At 34.8% G+C, this 22,154-nt stretch carries 25 protein-coding genes and 1 pseudogene; 17 read left to right on the top strand and 9 right to left on the bottom strand.

The features are described 5' to 3' along the window. Nucleotides 1–40: 40 nt before the first annotated feature. A complete protein-coding gene (locus BAQ44_RS12735; RefSeq protein ID WP_071721885.1) occupies nt 41–934 on the bottom strand; it encodes a LysR substrate-binding domain-containing protein in 894 nt (297 codons plus the stop codon). Between the two features lie 162 nt (nt 935–1,096). Here BAQ44_RS12735 and BAQ44_RS12730 point away from each other — a divergent pair, with 162 nt between their 5' ends. Genes BAQ44_RS12730 through BAQ44_RS12710 form a run of 5 tightly spaced genes read left to right on the top strand, consistent with a single transcriptional unit; the run spans nt 1,097 to nt 6,888 of the window. Further along, nucleotides 1,097–2,089 (top strand): ABC transporter ATP-binding protein, encoded by a 993-nt coding sequence (locus BAQ44_RS12730; protein WP_071721884.1) that lies wholly within the window; start codon nt 1,097–1,099, stop codon nt 2,087–2,089. After that, on the top strand, nt 2,067–3,092 hold the full coding sequence (locus tag BAQ44_RS12725; RefSeq protein WP_063263657.1) for an ABC transporter substrate-binding protein: 1,026 nt from the start codon (nt 2,067–2,069) through the stop codon (nt 3,090–3,092). The genes BAQ44_RS12730 and BAQ44_RS12725 overlap by 23 nt, the downstream gene beginning before the upstream one ends. A 12-nt stretch (nt 3,093–3,104) precedes the next feature. Beyond that, the gene (locus BAQ44_RS12720; RefSeq protein ID WP_071721883.1) at nt 3,105–4,778 is read left to right on the top strand and encodes an ABC transporter permease; all 1,674 of its coding nucleotides are present in this window, start codon (nt 3,105–3,107) and stop codon (nt 4,776–4,778) included. Then, nucleotides 4,724–6,034, top strand: coding sequence for an MBL fold metallo-hydrolase (locus BAQ44_RS12715; RefSeq protein WP_071721882.1), 1,311 nt, complete (start codon nt 4,724–4,726; stop codon nt 6,032–6,034). Before BAQ44_RS12720 ends, BAQ44_RS12715 begins: the two co-directional genes overlap by 55 nt. 20 nt (nt 6,035–6,054) lie before the next feature. After that, on the top strand, nt 6,055–6,888 hold the full coding sequence (locus BAQ44_RS12710) for a hypothetical protein (protein ID WP_071721881.1): 834 nt from the start codon (nt 6,055–6,057) through the stop codon (nt 6,886–6,888). Between the two features lie 53 nt (nt 6,889–6,941). On the opposite strand, the gene BAQ44_RS12705 is transcribed toward BAQ44_RS12710, so the two are convergent. Continuing rightward, on the bottom strand, nt 6,942–7,364 hold the full coding sequence (locus BAQ44_RS12705; RefSeq protein WP_061680579.1) for a YfmQ family protein: 423 nt from the start codon (nt 7,362–7,364) through the stop codon (nt 6,942–6,944). 41 nt (nt 7,365–7,405) lie between these two features. Here BAQ44_RS12705 and BAQ44_RS12700 point away from each other — a divergent pair, with 41 nt between their 5' ends. The 6 genes and pseudogenes from BAQ44_RS12700 to BAQ44_RS12670 all read left to right on the top strand — a co-directional run bounded on the left by BAQ44_RS12700 (nt 7,406) and on the right by BAQ44_RS12670 (nt 10,108). Beyond that, on the top strand, nt 7,406–7,522 hold the full coding sequence (locus tag BAQ44_RS12700; RefSeq protein ID WP_001987133.1) for a hypothetical protein: 117 nt from the start codon (nt 7,406–7,408) through the stop codon (nt 7,520–7,522). A 65-nt stretch (nt 7,523–7,587) separates the two neighbouring features. Beyond that, nucleotides 7,588–7,749, top strand: a complete 162-nt coding sequence (locus BAQ44_RS12695) for a hypothetical protein (RefSeq protein ID WP_061680580.1) — start codon at nt 7,588–7,590, stop codon at nt 7,747–7,749. Between the two features lie 162 nt (nt 7,750–7,911). Continuing rightward, nucleotides 7,912–8,547: a cupin domain-containing protein gene (locus BAQ44_RS12690; RefSeq protein ID WP_063263654.1), complete on the top strand. Its 636-nt coding sequence runs from the start codon at nt 7,912–7,914 to the stop codon at nt 8,545–8,547. A 101-nt stretch (nt 8,548–8,648) separates the two neighbouring features. After that, nucleotides 8,649–8,798: pseudogene (locus BAQ44_RS12685) on the top strand (serine hydrolase); the annotation flags it as partial. A gap of 121 nt (nt 8,799–8,919) precedes the next feature. Further along, on the top strand, nt 8,920–9,489 hold the full coding sequence (locus BAQ44_RS12680) for a histidine phosphatase family protein (protein WP_071721880.1): 570 nt from the start codon (nt 8,920–8,922) through the stop codon (nt 9,487–9,489). A 247-nt stretch (nt 9,490–9,736) separates the two neighbouring features. Continuing rightward, nucleotides 9,737–10,108, top strand: coding sequence for a hypothetical protein (locus BAQ44_RS12670; RefSeq protein WP_000461767.1), 372 nt, complete (start codon nt 9,737–9,739; stop codon nt 10,106–10,108). Nucleotides 10,109–10,143: 35 nt separating this feature from the next. On the opposite strand, the gene BAQ44_RS12665 is transcribed toward BAQ44_RS12670, so the two are convergent. From BAQ44_RS12665 to BAQ44_RS12655, 3 genes are read right to left on the bottom strand one after another with little or no spacing between them, the layout of a single operon-like run. Next, nucleotides 10,144–10,983, bottom strand: coding sequence for an alpha/beta hydrolase (locus BAQ44_RS12665; RefSeq protein ID WP_071721879.1), 840 nt, complete (start codon nt 10,981–10,983; stop codon nt 10,144–10,146). Nucleotides 10,984–11,019: 36 nt separating this feature from the next. Next, complete coding sequence (locus BAQ44_RS12660; protein WP_061680584.1) at nt 11,020–11,349, bottom strand: DUF3147 family protein; 330 nt, start codon at nt 11,347–11,349, stop codon at nt 11,020–11,022. Then, complete coding sequence (locus BAQ44_RS12655; protein ID WP_061680585.1) at nt 11,333–11,743, bottom strand: MarR family winged helix-turn-helix transcriptional regulator; 411 nt, start codon at nt 11,741–11,743, stop codon at nt 11,333–11,335. The genes BAQ44_RS12660 and BAQ44_RS12655 overlap by 17 nt, the downstream gene beginning before the upstream one ends. Before the next feature lie 125 nt (nt 11,744–11,868). Here BAQ44_RS12655 and BAQ44_RS12650 point away from each other — a divergent pair, with 125 nt between their 5' ends. Beyond that, the gene (locus BAQ44_RS12650; RefSeq protein WP_063263650.1) at nt 11,869–12,696 is read left to right on the top strand and encodes a PP2C family serine/threonine-protein phosphatase; all 828 of its coding nucleotides are present in this window, start codon (nt 11,869–11,871) and stop codon (nt 12,694–12,696) included. A 43-nt stretch (nt 12,697–12,739) separates the two neighbouring features. Here the strand turns inward: BAQ44_RS12650 and asnB are convergent, their stop codons facing one another. After that, nucleotides 12,740–14,563 (bottom strand): asparagine synthase (glutamine-hydrolyzing), encoded by a 1,824-nt coding sequence (gene asnB, locus BAQ44_RS12645; RefSeq protein WP_071721878.1) that lies wholly within the window; start codon nt 14,561–14,563, stop codon nt 12,740–12,742. Between the two features lie 414 nt (nt 14,564–14,977). On the opposite strand from asnB, the gene BAQ44_RS12640 reads away from it, so the two are divergent. Continuing rightward, nucleotides 14,978–15,544 carry a sigma-70 family RNA polymerase sigma factor gene (locus tag BAQ44_RS12640; protein ID WP_000840022.1) on the top strand — a complete coding sequence of 189 codons (567 nt, stop codon included), beginning with the start codon at nt 14,978–14,980 and terminating at the stop codon, nt 15,542–15,544. Then, nucleotides 15,541–16,647 carry a DUF4179 domain-containing protein gene (locus BAQ44_RS12635; protein ID WP_071721877.1) on the top strand — a complete coding sequence of 369 codons (1,107 nt, stop codon included), beginning with the start codon at nt 15,541–15,543 and terminating at the stop codon, nt 16,645–16,647. Before BAQ44_RS12640 ends, BAQ44_RS12635 begins: the two co-directional genes overlap by 4 nt. 37 nt (nt 16,648–16,684) lie before the next feature. Here the strand turns inward: BAQ44_RS12635 and BAQ44_RS12630 are convergent, their stop codons facing one another. Next, nucleotides 16,685–17,758, bottom strand: a complete 1,074-nt coding sequence (locus BAQ44_RS12630) for a beta propeller repeat protein (protein WP_071721876.1) — start codon at nt 17,756–17,758, stop codon at nt 16,685–16,687. 265 nt (nt 17,759–18,023) lie between these two features. On the opposite strand from BAQ44_RS12630, the gene BAQ44_RS12625 reads away from it, so the two are divergent. Both BAQ44_RS12625 and fbpA read left to right on the top strand, forming a co-directional pair. Then, a complete protein-coding gene (locus BAQ44_RS12625) occupies nt 18,024–18,923 on the top strand; it encodes a cation diffusion facilitator family transporter (RefSeq protein WP_071721875.1) in 900 nt (299 codons plus the stop codon). A 193-nt stretch (nt 18,924–19,116) separates the two neighbouring features. Beyond that, nucleotides 19,117–19,287 carry a Fur-regulated basic protein FbpA gene (fbpA, locus tag BAQ44_RS12620; RefSeq protein WP_000098301.1) on the top strand — a complete coding sequence of 57 codons (171 nt, stop codon included), beginning with the start codon at nt 19,117–19,119 and terminating at the stop codon, nt 19,285–19,287. 56 nt (nt 19,288–19,343) lie between these two features. Here the strand turns inward: fbpA and BAQ44_RS12615 are convergent, their stop codons facing one another. Beyond that, nucleotides 19,344–20,015, bottom strand: coding sequence for a GntR family transcriptional regulator (locus BAQ44_RS12615; RefSeq protein WP_071721874.1), 672 nt, complete (start codon nt 20,013–20,015; stop codon nt 19,344–19,346). Between the two features lie 16 nt (nt 20,016–20,031). Next, the gene (locus BAQ44_RS12610; protein ID WP_071721873.1) at nt 20,032–20,997 is read right to left on the bottom strand and encodes a DMT family transporter; all 966 of its coding nucleotides are present in this window, start codon (nt 20,995–20,997) and stop codon (nt 20,032–20,034) included. A gap of 254 nt (nt 20,998–21,251) precedes the next feature. Between BAQ44_RS12610 and BAQ44_RS12605 the strand changes: the two genes are divergently transcribed. Beyond that, nucleotides 21,252–21,911: a class I SAM-dependent methyltransferase gene (locus BAQ44_RS12605; protein WP_061680593.1), complete on the top strand. Its 660-nt coding sequence runs from the start codon at nt 21,252–21,254 to the stop codon at nt 21,909–21,911. The last annotated feature ends 243 nt before the right edge of the window (nt 21,912–22,154 follow it).

The following is a 22,154-nucleotide window of genomic DNA, read 5'->3' as shown; positions in this document are numbered from 1 at the left end:
AGTAATAGTTTAAAAGGCTGTCGTGTATAACGACAGCCTTTTAATTTTTTGCTGCATAAGAAGTGATGCTATGTAGTAAAAAAGAAATAATTTTAGAATTCCACCTGTCCTCATGATGAATCGTATAAATGTTACGTTTAAATTCAAATCCAGGGATGGGTATGTAGCATAGTTCATTTCGGTTTACTTCTTGTTCAATAGCGAGTTTAGAAATAAAAGCAACTCCATTCCCATATTTTAAAATTTGTTTCATCGTTTCTAATGAATCTAACTCAATTTCAGATTGGAACGTAATGTTATGTTCTAACATCCATTGCGTAAGTAAATCTCTCGTTGTAGATGGGTTACGATGCAATAGTATACGTTCTTTTTCGATATCTTGTAATGATACATTTTCTTTTTTTGAAAAATGATGTTCTTTTGAGAAAGCAAGAACAAGTGTATCAGGTATTATTTTTGTTTCTTTTAAAAGTGATTCATCAAACGGTGCCGCAGAAATTACACCGAGATCAATTTCATGATTTTGTAGCATCGTTCGAATTTCAGGAGCTGTTTTTACCATAATTGTTATTTTTATATTTGGGAATTCGCATTGAAATTGGTGAATAATTTCTGGTAAAAGATAAGTTGCTGGTACATAACTAGCACCAATTGTTATAGCACCTTTATGAAAATCTTTAAACTCTTGTGTGACCCGCCTAGCTTCTTTCATAAGTGCATCTATTTTACAAGCATAATGATGCAATGCCTCACCAGCCTCTGTTAAGAAATATCTTCCAGAACGTAATTCAAATAAAGGCACACCGAGTTCTTCTTCTAAGCTTTTTATATGGAATGTAATAGTAGGTTGTTTAACACCAAGTTTTTCTGCAACTATCGTAAGTTTTTTATATTTCTTAATAAGCACTACAATTTCTAACTTTAAAAGATTCATTATGAGTTGCCGCCTTTTTTATTTTAACTATAGAAAAAATCTATAGAAATAAATAGTTTATTAGAAGTTTTTTAATTTAATCTTTACAGTACATTAACATTCAGTATAAATCTTCCAGATAGAATGAAAGCAGGTTAAGAGTGAGGGGAGAGAGGTGAAACGATGGATATTAAAATTCATGGATTAGAAAAGACGTTTGGAAAAACACAGGCGTTAAAACCGTTACAAATTGTCATGAAACAAGGTGAATTCACTACACTTTTAGGGCCTTCGGGATGCGGGAAAACGACTTTACTTAGAATGATTGCAGGACTTGAAGAGCCAGATAAAGGTGAAATATATTTTGGAGATAAGTGCATGTATTCTGGTGCAAAAAAAATCAAAACATCTCCTCATGAACGTAATATCGGTATGGTATTTCAAGATTTTGCTTTATGGCCGCATATGACAGTATTTGAAAATGTTGCATTTGGTTTAAGGGCTACAAAGCAAACGAATCAATTACGGGAAAAAGTAGAAGATGCAATAAAGCGAGTTCGCCTGCAAGGGATGGAGAAAAGGTATCCGCATGAACTCTCTGGTGGACAGCAGCAACGCGTCGCATTTGCAAGAGCGATTGTAACAAAACCGCATTTTATTTTGTTTGATGAACCGCTGAGTGCACTCGATGCAATTTTGCGAGAAGAAATGCGATTAGAGCTTATGGATATCGTTCATTCAATCGGTTTAACGGCATTGTATGTCACGCACGATCAAACAGAAGCAATGTCAATGTCAGACCAAATTATTGTTATGAAACAAGGAGAAGTATTACAAAAAGGAACTCCAGAAGACATTTATGTGAAGCCATCTCATGAATTTGTTGCAAAATTTGTTGGTAAAGCAAATTGGCTTGTAGAGGGGAAACAAATGGTTCGTCCAGAACATGTAAGCTGGACGAGAAATGAAGTGAGTGAAATGTATACAGGTAAAATTCAGCACGTTACATATGTAGGAGAACGGTATGAAATGAAAGTAAACATGGGGGCACTCGGAATATGGACAGCTTATCACAATAGTAAATTAAGCATCGGTAAGCCAGTATCGTTATATGTGCCAAAAAAATGTATTCATCATATAGGGGGAGAATCGTATGAAGAAATTCAGTTCGCTTAAGTCTTTATTTGTATGTACTTTATTATTTTCGGCTGTAGTAACAGGGTGTAGTTCAAAGACAGGCAATGCAGATGCAAAGAGTAAAGCTACGAATGAAAAGAAAATTGTTGTATATAGTGCAGGACCAAAAGGATTAGCAGAAAAGATTCAAAAGGACTTTGAAAAGAAAACAGGTATAAAAGTAGAAATGTTTCAAGGAACAACAGGTAAAATTTTAGCGAGAATGGAAGCTGAAAAGAAAAATCCAGTCGTTGATGTAGTCGTACTTGCATCATTACCAGCGATGGAAGGATTAAAAAAGGATGGGCAAACGTTAGCTTATAAAGAAGCGAAACAAGCTGATAAGCTTCGTTCTGAATGGTCGGACGATAAAGGACATTATTTCGGATATAGTGCTTCAGCGTTAGGAATTGTGTATAACACAAAAAATGTGAAGACAGCGCCTGAAGATTGGAGTGATATAACGAAAGCGGAATGGAAAGGAAAAGTGAATCTTCCAGATCCAGCACTTTCAGGTTCAGCTTTAGACTTTGTAACAGGATATGTGAAAAAGAATGGAAAAGATGGGTGGAATTTATTTGAACAGCTTAAGAAAAATGAAGTTACAGTAGCAGGAGCAAATCAAGAAGCGTTAGATCCTGTAGTAACAGGTGCGAAAGACATGGTCATTGCTGGTGTTGATTATATGACGTACAGTGCAAAAGCAAAGGGTGAACCGGTTGATATTGTTTATCCAAAAAGCGGAACAGTTATTAGCCCACGAGCAGCCGGGATTATGAAGGATAGTAAAAATGTAGAAGGTGCAAAAGAGTTTATTGATTATTTATTATCAGATGATGTGCAAAAACAAGTTGCTAAAGCGTATTTATTGCCAGGTAGAACAGATATAAAAGCTGAAAATAGACCGAATGTAGAAGAAATTCCGGTATTAAATATTGATTGGAAAACAGTTGAGAAAGAACAAGATGAAATAGGAAAACAATTTAAGAAAGTATTTCAATAAGATGGTGATTACATGGTAAATCGATTCATATCAGTAAGACAAGTTGGGATGACGGTAGCGTTGTTACTTGTGGCGATGTTAATCGTCATTCCGCTTTTCCTCATTTTATTTTCTAGTGTATATGAAAATAGTAGTTGGGATTTTTTAAAGCCTTTTGAAGTGATACAGAGTGGTGGATTAGCGAGGATCTTTCTAAACTCGATGCTTTTAGGTGTACTCGTAGTAATAGGAGCGACCATATTTGCATTTCCATTAGCGTTTATTATGAGTAAAACAGATGTTGGAAAGTATAGTAAGTTGGATATTGTTTTTATGATTCCATTTATGACTCCACCGTATATTGGATCGATGGGCTGGATATTGTTCATGCAGCCGAATGGCTATTTCGAGCAGTTCTTTCCGATGCTAAAGACGATTTCATCTTCGTTTTTTAGTTTAGGAGGTATGGTTTTAATAATGAGTCTGCATTTATTTCCATTCCTTTATTTTATGTTGAAAAATACGTTACTTCAAATTGGAAGTAGTAAAGAAGAAGCTGCAGCGGTTCATGGTGGAAGATTTTTCTATCGTTTAAGAAAGATCATATTGCCGTTATTAGTATCAAGTTATGTAATGGGTGCTTTACTTATTTTCGTAAAGACGATTGCTGAATTTGGAACACCGGCTACATTCGGACGTAGAATAGGATTTCATGTATTAACATCAGAGATTCATAAATTTATTTCGAGTTGGCCGATTGATTTTAGTAGTGCAACAGCATTATCTTCTTTATTACTTAGTGCATGTATGCTCATTTGGTATATGCAAAATGTATTGAATCGAAAGTACTCATATGCAATGGTTAGTGGGAAAGGTGTGAAATCTAAAAGGTATACATTGTCTAAATTTACACGGGTTGTAGCATGGGTTTATGTAATTGGTTTATTAATTGTATCAATTGGAATCCCGTATTTTTCTATACTGATTGCTTCATTATCAAAATTAAGAGGCGGCGGCTTGCATGTAAACAACTTTACAACGAGCCATTATGAAGCATTGTTTACAATTGGATCTCCAGGATTAGAGGCTTTATGGAACAGTTTTCTATTTTCACTTATAACAGCGATTATTGCTGCTACTATTGGAGTCTTTTTGGCGCTTATGATTCGAAAGGGGAAAAAGTCCTCTGAAAAATGGCTTGATATGTGCGGTATGTTACCGAATATGGTACCAGGAATCGTGATGGTTGTAGGGCTTATTTTATTCTGGAATTCACCCTATATGCCCCTGTCAATTTACAATACACCAGTCATGGTTATCGTAACGTACGTCGTTCTTTTTTTACCTTATACGGTACAGTATGTAAAAGCATCACTCGGACAAATTGATGATTCTCTAGTACAGGCAGGAAGTATTTTTTCTGGAAATTATATTTATATTTTTAGAAAGATAATTTTACCCCTTATTATCCCTGGTATTCTTGCCGGATGGGCGATGACATTTACAATCTCGATAAGAGAGTTAGTAGCATCGCTTCTCGTACTACCTCCATCAGTAGAAACGTCAGCAACATTTATTTTCGCTCAATTTGAACAAGGAGAAGTATCTATTGGAATGGCGATGGCTGTCGTTTCAGTTGGACTTACAACAGTATGTTTATTACTTCTGCAACATATGGAGCAAAAGCGAAAAGGGGTAGCAGGATGAGGGTAGAAGTATGGGGAGGAGCGGGGGAATACGGTCGTTCCTGCTACTTCGTAAAAAAGAAAGAGACGAAAATAGTACTTGACTGTGGTATTAATCGGTCATATGAGGATAGTTACCCAAAAATAGAGAGGGAAGTTGTACCATTTTTAGATGCAGTATTTTTATCACATATTCACGAAGATCATACGATGGGCTTACCTTTATTAGCAAAGTATGGATATAAGAAAAAAATTTGGACGACTCGTTATACGAAGGAGCAACTTCCCGCTTATTATGAAAAATGGAGAAACTACAATTTAGCGCAGGGATGGAATGTACCTTATAACGACCAAAATGTTAAAGATTTAAATTATGTTTGTATTGATGAGATTAGTAATCCGAATGAATGGATACAGGTTACTCCTACATTACGGTTTCAGTGGGGATATAGTGGGCATGTATTAGGGGCTGTTTGGTTTTTAGTAGATATGAGTCATACATATGTATTTTATTCTGGCGATTATTCAGCAGAGTCTAACATATTGCGAGCTAATTTACCGGAGAAATTGCGCGGGGGGATAAAAGTTGCAATCGTAGATGCTGCTTATCATACTGACGATGTTTCGCAACATGAACGAATAAACGAACTGTGTGCAGAAATTGAACGAGTTGCGCAAAATAAAGGAATAGCGTTACTACCATTGCCACCGCTTGGTAGGGCACAAGATATTGTATTGTATTTATATGAAAAATATAAAGAACTTCCCATTAGGGTAGATCAAGAAATTTTGGATGGATTCCAAGAGATGTTCGTATATAAAGATTGGCTTAAAAATAATGAAGAACTTGAGGGGCTTATGGAGAGTTTAAAAAGAAACATAATCGTTATGGATCATGACATCGGTACGCAAAATAGTTATGGAATAGTTGTCATGAGTGATGCGAATATGCAAACGAAACGAGCCCAGTTATACTATGAACAACTTCGGCATGAAGAACGAAATTCTATTATCTTTACTGGGCATATTGCTAAAGGGAGTTTTGCAGAAAAGGTTATGAAAGAACGTTTAGGTAAAGGATGTAGGGTGAAGCGAGTTCCTTATAAAGTTCATCAAAGTATAAGTGACGTTAAGGCAATGTTAAATACATTATTACCAGAACATACGGTGTTGGTACACGCTTTGAAAGAAGATACGGATCGATTGCAGGAAAATCTTAGCGTGGCAGGGTATGAAAATGTGTATTCACTTACTATGGAACGTATAGAAGTTATTTAAAATGTAAAGGGGATCGGTATATGAAAAAGGTATTTGTATTCGCAAGCATTTTCTTTTGTTGTTTCCTTTATAACGTTAAGGAAGGCTTTGCCGCCAGTCCAATGAAACCTAGTTTTGAAGTGAAATTATTATTAAAGCCAGAACAAGTATTAGGTTATAACAAAGAGATAAATCAAGAGGTACTAGAATATTTCCATGCTGGTACAAATTATGAAAGAATACAAGTGCAATTTTTAGATACGGCAAATAAAGATTTAAGTAAGGAAGGTTGGTTTGCAAGAATTCGAAAGAAAGAATTTAGTAAAGATTTTGAGCTAACATATAAAAAAAGATATCCCATTCAAAATGGTGTAATACAAGATGCACTAGAAGTAGCTAAAAAAGATGGATTTGATAATAAAGCTGATAGTTATGGGGCAGAAGTAGATTGGGGATTTGAGAAGAAAACGTTAAGTATTTCAAATAAAAAAAGTTACAGTGCTAAAGGATATGGAGTACTTGATTTACCAAACGAACGAGCCGCTCAAAACATGTTAATAGAAAAATTACCAGGGAAAATGAACAAATGGTTGTATACGAATTGGGGAGAAGGAATGCTCAAGAACTCTCGTATTTACGGTCCTGTATTAATGAAAAGGTATACAGGGGAGTTTGAAAATATAAAAACGAATATTGAAGTTTGGGCACTAAGTAATACAGGGAAAATAGAAGATGATTTCGTAATAGAAGTGTCGTTTAAAACAAATGAGGAAAGTATTGCAACAAAACAAAGAGAATTATTAATGAAGATTGCAGAACAAAAAGGATGGTTGTTGCCGAAAGATAGTTTGAAGACAGAGCTTATTTTTCAGTGAATAGTAAAAAAGGAATCCATATGCTATGGATTCCTTTTTCTAATATACGAGTATTAAGCTAAATCAGCTGACACGAACATAGCATTATTTTGAAGGTTTTTAGAGCGTAAACTATAAGCAACTACCTTCTTTTTATATTGCTTTACAACATCAACATGTTCTTCATGACTATAAATGTAAAAGACAAAATCTTTTTTACCACGTTTTGCATTGATAATTAAAGGTGTGCCCTCATTGTATGGTGGTGCATAATAGCGATCTAAAAATAATCCTTCGTTAAAATCATGAATAATTTTGGATTTCTGTTCGCCTTCTAAGTTATTTCCATTGATTGTAACAGTCGCATTCTCTTCTTCAAGTTGTGGATGTGTTTCGTACTTGCTAATGATGGATTCAATAACAGAGTTAGGAAGACTAGAAACGATAATTTTAAATGCCCCAAATACAACTAACATAACAATAAACCAAGTCGTCATAGTATATCATCCCCTTTATTCTATTAAATAATATAACTCATATGGTAATAGTACATATGGTGAAGTTTTGTATAATTTGTGAAAAATATGCCATTTTCACGAACGAAATGTTAGAAAAATCAATTTTGTTACAAAAAGTTGAAATCGAAGTATTTTAAAAGAAAAAGGTTTATAATAAAAACATAACTAATAACAACATTACTAATTATAAGGAAGTGTAACTATGAGTACTGTAACAATCGTATATGGTATTATTCTTTCTACAATTATTGGTTTATTTATTGTCGGGGTATCACGTTATATTCATAAATGGAAAGAAGGCGTTGCGAAATTAAATCACATTGAAGAAGAACTTAGTGATTTAATGTTACATCATGGTAAGTAAAAAGTTTGTTTTTTAACTAAATAATGTGAATAATATCACAAAACATGCTCTCCTTATGAAGGCATGTTTTTTTGTTATGTTAATGCTTAGGCACATTCATACATTTTTTCCATACGATACAGTGTGAAAGTAGAAATGTTCGGAGTGGAAAAGAGGGATAAAATGAGTAGTTCAGGTTATGTTCCAGATAATAAAAACTTAAAGAAAAGCTCAGGAACTCCAAACCTTTTCTTTGATTCGAGAAAAAATATCTTTTTTAAAAGGGATGAGAAAAACGTTGCATATGAAGTTACGTCAACTCAGTTACCAGCGATGATAGGTGGAGCATTTGTTGATTTATTTATGACGAAAGGGCATATGCGAGAACCGCATTGGCATCCGAATGCGTGGGAGTTGGATGTTGTAGTATCAGGAGAAGCAGTTACATCCATTTTAAATCCCGAAACGAATCAATTACAAAATTATCATGTAAAAGCGGGGCAAACTGTCTTTATTCCAATGGGATGGTGGCATTGGATCACAGCGGTAACAGAAGAAGTACAATTACATTTGTTCTTCAATAACGATCAGTTTGAAACAGCAGAAGGATCAGACATACTTAGATTAACACCACCAGAAGTATTTCAAGCTGCATACGGTGTAAGTGCAGAAAAATTAGGCAAGGACCTTTCGCCAATTAAGGAGTCAGTTGTAATTGGTCCTCCTAACTCCAATCGACTAAAAGATAGTAAAGAAAGTGATGACTCAAAAATAATCGTTACGTTAAATGGACAAATAACATCATGTGAAATAGAGTAACTCTTTCTTTTACAACATATTTGTTAGATAGGCTTGGAATAGAAAGAGTAAATGATAGTTTAACAGAGTTAGAGCTTACTAGTCATGACAAGTTCACATCGTATACTACAGATAAAAAAGGCAATAAGGTAGAAGCTGTCATTATGTTTAACGATATAGAAGATTAAGTTGCATACCAAAAGCTGAGAAATAATATAGCTTATTTTATTCAAGATGCTATAAAAGATGAAGAGTTTAGAAAGAAATTATAATGAAATAATTTTATTATGTAAACAAGGGCGCTTTTTAGAAAGTGTCCTTTTCTTTTTATGATACAGGATTTCTTATTTGCTTCATTGAATATAGATTGAAAATAAGAAAGGAAGTTGAAAAATGACGACAATATATTTCGTTGGCCATGCCCATTCTACCTATACAAAAGAAGAACGGGAACGGCCGTTATCTGAAAAAGGGCATTGTGATGCAGAGAATGTAACACAATTATTAAAAGATAAACATATTGATGTTGTTTTCTCTAGCCCGTATAAAAGAGCAATTCAAACTGTGCAAGGAATTGCGAATACATATAATGTATTGATACAAATAGAAGAAGATTTGCGTGAAAGATTATTAAGTACAGAGCCGGTACAGGATTTTAATGATGCTATGGAGAAAGTGTGGGGAGATTGGAATTATGCATACGAAGGCGGAGAATCAAATGATGTAGCACAAAGACGCGTTGTAACATGTATGCAAAGTATATTAAAAAAATATAAAGGTAAGAATATTGTAATAGGTACTCATGGGAATATTATGGTATTACTAATGAATTATTTTGACTCGAAATATGATTTTCAGTTTTGGAAAACCCTTCATATGCCTGACGTGTATAAATTAACTTTTAATAATAATTGTTTCAGTTCTGCTGAAAGAATACAGTCTACAGATTATCAGATAAAGTGAAACTTTAATCAGTGGGGGTTTTGTTCATCCCCCACTGATTATTAGCCTTCACCAATCGGGCTTTTACGGGCAGTTGATCCCCATCTAACTTCTTTGCTTTCGCTGAATTTTGAGGTGGGGGTCTTACTGCCCGTTAATGCGGGGTAAATAATTTGTAAAAGTTTATCAAAAAAAGAGGAAAGAGAGAAGTTATTGTAGAAGTATGACTTTGTAACATAAAAATTATGTGTTAAAGGAGGCTGTTTACATGTTTGAGAAAGAGAAAGAAGGGCTTATTGAAGTTCACAACGTATATGAAATTGCACCAGCAGATGGAACAATTATTGGTATGGCAACGGAAGAAGAAATGGAAATTGCTGCTGAACTTGAGCTGCAGTACTATGCCCATTCTCGTTTGCTAGAAGCAAATATTCAGTTAGACGGTTCCTCCTACAAAGAGTTACTTCAGGAGTTCCAGGAGTACGAAAGAAAATCAATGAGCTTTTGGCGAGCAATACATAAGCGTTTAGCTGTGCCATGGGCATGGGTATTACGTATTGACGTTGCGAATGGCCCTATTTATGTAAGTAATGGGAATTCGTATTACGAAGAAATCGATGATGAAGAAGATTATGAATAGATAAGTAAGGAAGCAGCGTTAGTTGCTTCCTTTTTTTATAGAGATTGAATTACTTCAATAATAATATCTGACCGATCAATTTCGATTCCGTGACCAGCATGTTCGGCAAGTATATATTGGCTATGTATTGAGAGCTGTAATTGTTCATGAATTAGTTCTTGCCACATTGCTTCTAGTTGTATCGCTTCCTCTTTTGGCATACCGCCTTCAGTCAACTGAGTAATAGAATATTGAGGGTCTCTACCGATAACGATTAAAGGTGTTTCTAATGTTTTATGTAGCTCTTTTATTGAGCGAGCACAATTTTTCCACTCACATAGTTCAGAAGCTGTCGCTTTATATAATAGAGGCGAGGTAGAAAATTCAATGTATTGTCTTGGTTGATTAACGAGTATAGATTTTAGTTCATTATAAAGCATGTCTACATTCATTTTGGAGTACGTATTATATTTTTGAAGCCACATGTCATCCGAGTCAGTCTGATCAGAAATTGGTAAATGAAGTTCATCTAGTCGGTGTAAGTTCATGGAAGTAGAATCAACTAAAATAAGTGCCTCTAGCTTATCTTCATGTAGCATCGCAAAATGTTGTGCGCATAAGCCGCCATAGGAATGACCGATTAGAATGATTGGCTCGTGAATATCCAATTTTTGTAGCAACAAATGAAGTTCTTTTGTTACTTGTAACGTAGTACGTGAATAATTCCCTAGTTCACTTTTTCCGTAACCAGGGCGATGATATGAAACGACTGTAAAGTGCCGTGAAAGCTTTTCTATAATAGGAAGCCAATCGTAAAATGAGCAAGTCATTCCGGTTTGAATGACTACCGTTTGTTTACTACTTCCTTTTATATATACTTCTATAGTTTGCCCCAATACCTCTACAAGTTTATAAATAATAAAACCTCCTAACTAAGCTTGAAATAATTTTTGACAAGCAAAAACAATACACCAAACCCCTATACCCATTAGGACAGATGTACTAAGTGAAAATGAGTTTTTTAAACCAATATAGACGATAAATAATAGTAGTGCGGATGCGGGAAATCCATATAATACGCCTATAGCAAATTGACTTAATTCTTGTTTGTTCCCGCCTTCAAAAGAAATCCAAAATAGACTTAGTAAACTAACGAGTGGAAGGGCAGCAATAAAGCCGCCTATCGCACTGTAATGTTTAGCGACTTCAGTAATAACGCCGATAATAAGTGCCGAGACGATTACTTTAACGAGGAAATGCATATTTTGCCTCCTTCGCTAATAACGAAAAGGCTTTTTCGATTAATTGTTGTTCTTCTTTTGATAACTGAGATTCTAATATTTTTATCTTTTCTTTATCTAGTAAAGTATGCTTTTCTAATACTTCAATGCCTTCTATCGTTAATGTAAGGTTTACAACTCTTTCATCTTGTTTGTTTCTTTCTTTTATAATAAATCCTTTTTGAATAAGGCGCTTTACGTGTTCAGATGCTGTGTTATGAGAGAGACTAAGCTCAGTAGCGACTTTTCCAATTGTTATATCTTTCTCACGAGAAACGATTTGTAAAATACGAATAGCTTGGTGGGAAAGGTTGTCTTCATATTCATATCGTAAGTGATAATAAATACTCTCCCAATGTTGATTGATGTCTTTCATAATGATAAAGCCCCCTGTTTTTTATATCGTATAATAAGATATATTCGTTAGTATAGAAATAAAACCCTTTTATTTGGATAAAAAATGTTGAAAAAGTTTATTTTTATTGAAATATAAGGTAATCTATGTGTAAAGGTATACATTTAGCAAGAGAGAGGATGATAGCTGTGAATACATTCAAATGGATGAGTCATGAACAGATGTATGTAGATGAAATACATGTTGAAAAATGTGGTCCTCTTTCAGTCGGCGTATATGGGGGAAATCAAGAAAGTGATGCATATGAACGAGGAGATGCGGTACTTGCTTGGTGGGATCCTGAATTACAATTTGAATTTGTTATGATTTTTGATACACACCATAAAACAAAAAATATTGATTATATAATAGAAGCAATTTCAGAAAGAAAAGAGAAACTAAAAGAGTTATTTTCCTACCCGATACATTTAGCTTTTCATCATACACATATGTACTTATTAGCGTTATTTACAGATGAATTGTTTATTGAAAAATGTGATCAAGATGATGAGGAACTTGCATGCTTAATTTGTTTACGAAAAGGCGAATTTTTATATTGGCTATCAGTTGGTGATTGTTTCGCATATTTATTCCATTCTGAGAAAACGAAGAATGGTAAAGGGCGATTAAATAAACGAAAGAATTACGAATATATCGGTAGGAAAAATATTTTTGCGGCAAATACACCTTGCTTTACGTCAGGTGTAAGAGGATTAGAAAAAGGAATGAATCATATTGTAATGGCAACGGACGGTATTTTAGAATGTGATAAACAAAGGTTTGATGATGATCAATCATTAGTAGAAATATTGCACGACGGAAGTTGTTTACAGATTGAACCAGTATTAACAAATGTACTGCAGTGGAAAGGTAGAGATTGTGCCACTATTATTGGATGGTCTATTGATACTGAAAATAAACGATGCGCTAATTAATATAAAAGGAGTTCAAGGTTTTTTATCCTTGAACTCCTTTTTGTTAAGCGATATGGATGTGATACGTTTTTAACCATTCATTTACTTGAAGCATGTATTCCATAGCACTTCTTGCTTCAAAATTGTTAATTTCTTTATTGCTTTCATCGGCAATGGCAAGTAATGTAGAATGATTAATAAGTGAGAAAATAGGATTGTTTTTATTACTGCACATGTCGAGTGATAAATGACGGATTGTTTGCAGATAATGTGGATCTTGTGAAGTTGGATAAGCACTTTTTCTTCTATTACGTACATCGTCAGGTAAAGCAGGTTGCAGTGCTCTACGTAAAATGCCTTTTTCAATATTATCAATGCTTTTTATGTTGAAAGGAACGTTCCATAAATATTCAACTAATCGATAATCGCAAAACGGTACACGAACTTCAAACCCTACAGCCATGCTCATACGGTCTTTACGGTCAAGTAAGAAAGGGAGAAATCTCGTTAAAAATAAATAAAACATTTGACGTTGTTTTGCGGATTTTTTACTTTCGCCTTCAAGAGTAGGTACTTCAAGTATCGCTTCTTGGAATCGTGCATCAATATAGTTTTCTAGGTTGCATTGGTTATTTACGTCATTTAGTAGAAGAGGAGAAGTATTCTTCCAATTTGTTAGCCAGGGAAACTTATCTACATATAGTAATTCTTCTTGGTGAAACCAAGGATACCCGCCGAATACTTCATCAGCAGATTCTCCAGATAAAGCTACAGTTGCATCTTTTTTCATTTCGCAAAATAGTAAATATAGTGAAGTTTCCATTTCACCGGCACTCGGTAAATCTTTTGCACGAAGGGGAACGAATAAGTGATTTGCTAATTCTTCAGCATTCACAATAATGTCATGATGCGATGTCCCTACATGTTCAGAAACGCGTTTTACCCAAGGAGCGTCTAAACCAGTGCGAGCAAATGTCAGCTCGAAATCTTTTGCGCTATTTACAAAGTCAACGGAATACGTATGAAGTGTTTTATTTTCAGTAGCAAATTCTTTCCCCGCTAGTGCAGTAATTCCGCTAGAATCTAATCCTCCTGATAACATACAAACGAGAGGAACATCGGCAATTAATTGTCTTTTTACTGTATCTTGTAAAATAGATAAAATATGTGATGATGTATCTTCAGTACAGTCTGTATGAACCTTACTTTCTAAATTCCAATACTTCTTAACTACTTTTTTATCACGTGTAAACGTTATAGAATGTCCAGCACGCACTTCTTGAATATGTTTAAAGACGCCACATCCTGGAGTTCGAAATAAGCCTAATCCAAATATTTCGTTTATGCCATCCGAATCAATTTCAGCAGGAACAGATGGATGAGCCAATAGCGCTTTTATTTCAGATCCGAAAATAATGCTGTCATTTCTTTCTGTATAAAAAAGTGGCTTTACGCCTAAGTGGTCACGTGCTAAAAATAATTGTTGCTTCTGATCATCCCATAAGGCGAAAGCGAAAATTCCGTTTAAATGTTGTACGCAATCTTCTTTCCATTCTAAATAAGCATGTAGTAACACTTCTGTATCTGAATGCGTTTCAAATGCATGACCACATTTTCGAAGTTGTTCTCTCAGTTCACGGAAATTATAAATTTCTCCATTATAAGTAAGAGCATACGTATAATCACCAGAACGAAATGTCTTCGGCTGTGTCCCACCTTCTGGATCAATAACAATTAAACGCCGGTGTGCAAAGGCCGCACGAGGTGAAAACCAAAATCCTTCAGCATCAGGACCACGATGCTGAATACTATTTGCCATCTTTTCTAAAATAACATGTTGATTTGAAAGATCTTCCTTCCAATCTACCCAACCTGTAATTCCACACATACACATCTCATCTCCTAATTTAAAATGTTGAAAAGTAGATTAATGAAATAAAGTGAAACTTTAATCAGTGGGGGGCCAGCCCCCACTGATTATTAGTTGAACCAATCGGGCTTTTACGGGCAGTTATCTCCCACCTAACATCCTCGTATTCGCACAATTTTGAGGTGGGATTTACTGCCCGTTAATGCGGGGTAAAATGTACACTAAGTTAAAGAGTGACTATATAAATAGTGTACTACATGAATTAAAAGGCAGACTTGAGAAAATTTTCTTGTAATACATAGTTATGTGAGACAATGGCTTAGGGAAAGTATTCCATAACATACAAAAAATAAAAAAAGATGAGAGAAATTTTTTTGTAAGACGTTATATAGGGTGTAAAAGCTTTTACAAAAAAATAAGGGGAATCGCTACATGAAATCAAATGAGAAAAATTTTATAAAAAGATTACAACGGCAAAAAGAAGATGCGCTGGAATTCGTTGTTGATACATACTTACCACTCATAAAAGGAATCACGCACAAAGTTCTTCTTCCAGTTCAAAATGACGGACTCATTGAGGAATGTGTAAACGATATATTTCTTTCCATTTGGAATAACGCAAATAAATTTCATGGAGAGCCAAGTGACTTTAAAAAATGGATTGCGGCAATTGCGAAATTTAAAGCGATTGATTATTACCGGAAAGCGACTAGAAAAGTAGAAATTATTTCAGATGAGTTTCATATTAGTACGGAAAAGTCAGCTGAAGATGAATTAATCGTTATGGAAGATAGGGAAGAGTTATTGAAGCTTATTAATCAATTAGAACCGTTAGATCAAAAGGTGTTCATTATGAAATATCTTCTCGGTATGAAGACAGAAGAAATAGGAGACAAGTTAGGGTTAACTCGGGCAGCGATCGATAATCGTGTGTACCGTGGGAAAAAGAAACTACAACAAAATGCTACGAATATTAGTTTTGGAGGTAGTGCAATATGAAAGACATTTATGAACTATTAAATGATATTGATATAGATGAAAAAGAACTTGAGGAAATTGAGGCTTCTGAAATTGAAAAAGAAAAAGTAAAACGGAGTGTAAAACAATCGCTACGTACGAAGAAAAAGATGAAAAGTTGGAAAAAAGGTGTCGCTGCTGCATCTATTTTAGTAGGATTATCAGTTGCAACACTGGGCATTGGATTTCCTACGTATGCCGGGGGATTGCCAATTGTAGGTGATATATTCCGATTTTTAGATAATGGTAGAACAGGGGTACATGAAAATTATAAAGAGTTTTCGACTGAATTGAATATGACGAAAGAGAGTAATGGGGTTAAAGTTACACTCAATGATGCTGTATTTAACGGAAGAACTGTAACAGTAACGTATTCTATTGAAAGTGATAAAGATTTAGGAGAAAATCCAAACATCCTTGAATCCTTACAGGTTGTAGGTTTTAATGGTATGACTGGTAGCTCTAAAATTACAAAAATAGGGGATAAAAAGTATGTGGGTATGAGTACAGCAAGTGATGTTGATGGTAAAAAAATGAATGTTGCAAATATCAAGTGGGAGATAGACAAAATAGAAACAATAGATGGAAAGCAATCAATAAAAGGGGATTGGAATTTTGCGTTGTCTTTAAATGCTATGGAAAGTAAAGAAATGAAACTTAAAGGAAGTACTGAAAATGAATTAATAAAAGTAAATATAGACAAAATGGAAGTAACCTCGATGTCCTTTATCGTTTTTTATAATCAAGAAGAATCTAAGGCATTACGAAGTATATGGGATAGTGCTGATGTGGAATTAGAAATAAAAGATGATTTAGGAAATAAATATGCGGGTGAAGGAAATGGTGGAAGCAGTACAGTAGCGGAGCCACATAAAAGTAGTTGGAGTACTACATTCCAAAAGTTGAACGAAAATGCAACAAAGCTTATCGTTACACCGCATGTGAACTTACGAGTGCATACACCAGAAAACTTTGGTGGAGTGGAATTTATAAATGGAATTGAGAAGAAAATTGAAGTACCAAATAAAGAAGCGAAAAAGAAAGATATAATATTAGATGATATTGTTATTGATTTGAAAAAATAAGAGAGACTGCCTAAAACCATTAGGCAGTCTCTTTTCGTTAAGAACTAGTTACGAGTAACGCATGAGGATGCTGCGTTTTATACTCATCTTTCCACGGAATGTTTAGTTGTTCCCACGATTCGCCGCTATCATTGGATTGAAACAGGCCGTTGTTATTTAAAGTGTAAAATGTATGTGGTTCTGCAGGATTTGTCGCAAACATCGAAATGACTGTACCAATTGCTGATGGTAGACCTTGTTGTACTTGCTGGAAAGGAGTATCTTTCGTTTTACGATAAATATAAGATTCATAAGGAATACGGTGATGAGCGAGGTCAGCACTTGGTGCGGCAGAAACGAGAATTGTATCGCAATCGGCCGGATCGATAGCCATGCTGTATAAATAATGATGTTCAAGTCCTTCACTGCATGAGATCCAGCTGTTTCCACTGTTATAACTTTCGAGGTATGCGCGATCAGGTCCGCCCATAAATCCGTCACCGCATGATGCATAAAGGCGATTTGGAGCGTCAGGATGCATAAGCAATTGATGAGCATCGATAGGAGCACCAAATTTTTTATCAATCCATGTATGCCCTCTATCATTACTTTGAATAACAGCACCTGCTTCAATTGAAACATGGATTGTATTTGGAGTGTTTGGATCTACTGTAATCCAGCGAACGTGATGGGTGAAAGGTCTAGGCGGAAAAGCCCACGTATAAGAAGATAATAATGATTTCATATTTTTAAGTTCAGTCCACGTTTCACCGCCATTTTCTGAACGGAATAAAGCGCTCGGTTCTGTGCCGACATAAACGACGCCATATCCATTAACTTGTTCATTTGAGCTTATCGTTATGGAAGTGATAGAGGAGTGCAGAATACCATCCTCTTTAGGGAAATCAAAGTAACGATAGGAATCTCCAATCGGTCTCCACGAATCCCCGCCATCGTCGCTTAACCATAAACCTCGTCCAAATGTTCCGCAATATACACGATTTTGTTGGAATGGATCAACTGCAATACAGGTAGGTTGCATATTTTGTAAGTGATAGGATGCTTCATAGTTACCATATCGTTCTTTTACAACAATAAGTTCACGCTCCATACAGAGAAACAGTCTTTTCAATTTCGTCTCCTCCTTAAAAATTCTTTCTTTAGTAAACAATATGAAAATAAAAAAGAAGTAGTCTTGTTTTTATTTGAGAAAAAGGACTTGTTTGAAAAAGAGCGAAGTGTGTATACAGAGGAAGCGGGATAAAGCGGAATTTTAATCAGTGTGTGGGGCACCGTTACTGATTATGAGCCTTCACCAATCGGGCGTTAATTCGGGATAAAGATGGGGAGTTTGTTTCATACTAACATACAGATATTGCACTTAAAGGAGCATTCGTATGGGACATTCACATGATCACGGTCATTCTAACAATAAAAAGGCGTTACTGATTGCTTTCGTACTAACAACAAGTTTTATGATTGCTGAAGTAATTGGAGGATTTGTAACAAATAGTTTAGCACTACTATCTGACGCGGGGCATATGTTAAGTGATGCGGTATCTTTAGCTTTAAGTTTACTTGCGTTTAAGCTTGGAGAAAAAACAGCAACAGCTGCGAAAACATATGGGTACAAGCGAGTCGAAATGTTAGCAGCATTATGTAACGGTGTCGTTCTTATTGTCATTTCAGTATACATTTTTATTGAAGCAATACGCCGTTTTAAAGAACCGGTTGAGATTGCTAGTAATGGGATGCTCATTATTGCCGTACTTGGTCTATTTATTAATATTTTATCAGCTTGGATATTAATGAGAGGCGGAGATGTGAAGGGCAATTTGAATTTAAGAAGTGCTTTCTTACACGTATTAGGCGATCTATTAGGATCAGTCGGAGCGATTATTGCAGCGCTATGTATTAAATTTTTCGGATGGACTGCTGCAGATGCGATTGCTAGTATTCTTGTGTCTATTTTAGTCATTATTAGTGGATGGCGTGTAACACGTGATACGGTCCATATATTAATGGAAGGTGCACCACAGTACATAAATGTTGAAGAGGTAAAAAGTACATTATTAAATATTACGGTTGTAAAAGAAGTTCATGATTTGCATATATGGTCTGTCACATCTGATTTTCAAGTATTAACTTGCCATTTGATTATTAAAGATAATGAAACGCAAAGTGTATTAAAAGAGGCTACGAATGTATTAAAGGAAAAATTTCATGTAGAACATGTCACCATTCAAGTAGAAATAGATGGTGAGTTTAATCATGGTGAGACAACTTGCAAAGTATGAAAGAAAAAGGATAAGAAAATGTGTCATAACATTTTTCGCACGGCATACATATATATAATGTGGCCACAAATACTTTGTAAGGTAAATATTTCATGAAATTACTTTACTTATAAAGAGTCATCTTTTATAATCAAAAGTGGTAATTGATAAAGATTATCATTTTCAATGATCGTAGAAAGGAGTTTTTTAAAAGATGAGTAGTCAACTCCGTTTTGCTGTTGAAAATCGTAAGAGGCATTTAATCGATGAGTTAATTGGAGCAGGTGTGTTTAAAATTCGCGACCGACAATTATACGAGCTGTCTTTAGAGGAATTGGAAAAAGAGTACGAAGATATGGAAGATTATGCAGATATTCAAGCATAGCTATATAGATTAGTAAAAGGTGAGCTGGTTACGATTGTATGTAACCAGCTCTATTATTATTTCATAGAAATTATTTTTGATATTTCTTTCATTGGACGAAGCCAGTTTTGAGACATCATTAGTTCCATTTGTTTTTCGTCCTGCTTCTGCAGTGCTTGAATGATAGAATGATGTTCTTCAATAGATTGACTTGCTGGAACGAAGTTTTGGAAAAACAAATATTCAAGACGTAAAACGTGAAGTTGCATATTTTCCAGAAATGGTTCAATATATTGGTTTTTAGCAATAGAAGAAATTGTATTGTGAAATTGTATATCTAGTTGTAAAGCTTGTTTTGCATTTTTGTTCTCTATAGAGCGCTGAAAGTCATCATTTATTTCAGAAAGTAGTTTCAAATCAACGTCTGTAATGTTTTGAAGTGCTTGCTTTCCTATAATAGAGTGAAGACCAGCCATCGTTTCATAAATGATAGGTATGTCGTCTAACTTAATAGGAGCAATTTTTGTTTTTTGCCCAGGTACCATTTCCACTAATCCAGAAAGTTCTAATATTTGAAGTGCTTCTCTTACAGGTGTTCTGCTTACTCCTAGTGCTTCAGCCAATTCCCCATCATTAATTTTTTCATCAGGCTGCAGTACACCTTCAATAATCCAATCTTGTAGTTGATTTAAAACGAGTGATTTTGCCGAAACTCTTCCTTGTTTTTTATAATTTTGAGGGATAGGCATAGTGAATTCAATCCTTTCATTGTATATTTTCCTTTTTCTCATGAACAAGCTTTAATTCGGGTTTCCCTTCATCTGGCTTTTGGCTTAAAATAAGCACCATTACAATTACACAAAGAGCCCCTAATAACTGAAAAGATTGAAACGGTACGTGTAATATAAGTACAGAAGAAATAATAGCTGCGAGTGGCTCTGTACAACCGAATAATGTCGTTTCTTTCGGAGTCAAGTATCGTATGCTGTCTAAGTATAAATAAAATGCAATAAGTGTCCCGAAAATGACGACAAATGTGATAAGCGGTAGGGTAGTTAGTTTTACATATTTCATAGTTGATAATAAAATGAATTCTTTTGTAGAAATAAAGTGTAGGATTGTTACACCCATCCCCCCAATAATCATGCCCCATCCAACGATAACAGAGGAAGACCATCTTTCTAGTAATCCCTTTGAATATAAACTATAAAAAGCAAGAGATAATCCAGATAAAATGCCCCAAATAATAGCTGGTGTAGAAACGGCCAAGTTATGAACAGATCCGTTTGTTAGTAAAAGAAAAGTTCCTACTAATGAAAGGGCAATTGAAATAAAATCAATTTTTGATGGACGAACGTTCCATTTGAAAAGTAAGTATACAGTGATAAATATAGGAGCTAAATATTGCAATAATGTTGCGACGGCAGCATTCCCTTCTTTAATAGACGCAAAATACGTGTACTGTACAGCAAGCATACCGAATAGGCCAAACAAAATCATTTTAATAGCATCCGATTTTTGTTTCCATATGCCGAATATTTCTTTTTTTCTCGTTCCGAATGACGAAATAATGAGCAAGATAACGCCGGATATAAGCAATCGAATTGTAACTAACCATTCAGTAGAAACGTGTTCATATTGGAAAAGTTGTTGTGCAGCTGTCCCGGACAATCCCCATAAACAAGCACCAATTACAACCATAATGATTCCTTTTAAACGATTTGGATCCATATAGTTTTATTTCCTTTCTCTAAAAATAAATTTTGAATACAATATGCAATATATCACGAAATGCATAAAATTTAAACTGAAATTTCTGTTTTGTGAGACGGGGATTTTAGTAGTTCCAGTTATCTTTACGATATAAGTGATTAGGTTAAATAAAACGAGGCGAAATTATAAAATTAAATCATAATCAAGAAGATAAAAAAATAAAGATAAGAGTAATTTGGTTTGTTAAAAATATGTGTAGAAGGAGAAATGTGATGAGCTGGGTTACTCATAAACCAATATTTGAATTTGATCAATATAGTCCATATATTCGAATGAATTCGGCGTGGGTGGGACACTTAAACTTTGCTTATGATTTAGTACGATTTGAAAAGCCAGAAATATTAGTTGAGTTAGGTACACATTTAGGAGCTTCTTTTTTCAGTTTTTGCCAAGGCGTAAAAGATGGAGGATTATCTACAAAATGCTTTGCTGTAGATACTTGGGAAGGGGATGAGCATACAGGTCCATATGGAGAAGGTGTTTTTCAAATAGTGAGTAAATATACGGACATGAGTTATCCTCAAATAGGGAATTTAATTCGATCTACTTTTGACGAGGCGGTGGATCAGTTTCAAGATGGAACGATAAATTTGTTGCATATTGATGGTTATCATACGTATGAAGCAGTTTCTCATGATTATAAAACATGGTTACCGAAACTTGCGAATAACGGTATTGTTTTATTTCATGATATTGAGGTGAAAGGTCGAGACTTCGGCGTGTATAAATTTTGGGATGAGGTCAAAGCGAAGTACCCTCATTTTCAGTTTGAGCATTCATACGGACTCGGAGTGTTGTTTCCGAAAGGTTGTAGCGATAAGTTTGTGGAAATACTAAAAAATAAAGAAGAAATACAAAATATGTATAAATAAAAGTGGAGCATGCATCATTTTAATGATGTGTGCTTTTTTGCGTGGGGAAAAATGGTAGTCCTTAAAAGATGGGGAATAGTAAAAAGGTTATTTTTGGGTTGTTCTATATAAAAAATGTAACATTTTTTATATTTTCCATTGCGAAAAGTAACATCTACTTTTACAATAGAAAAGGTGTCCAATATATTATACTGGAAAAATAAATCGAAATAATATGAAAATTTTGTTTTGTCTTCGCTAATT

Origin of the sequence: Bacillus mobilis (genome assembly GCF_001884045.1) — a bacterium.
Taxonomy (GTDB): domain Bacteria; phylum Bacillota; class Bacilli; order Bacillales; family Bacillaceae_G; genus Bacillus_A; species Bacillus_A mobilis.
The sequence above is the reverse complement of the archived record's forward strand: the minus strand, read 5'-3'. Positions and strand labels throughout refer to the sequence as shown.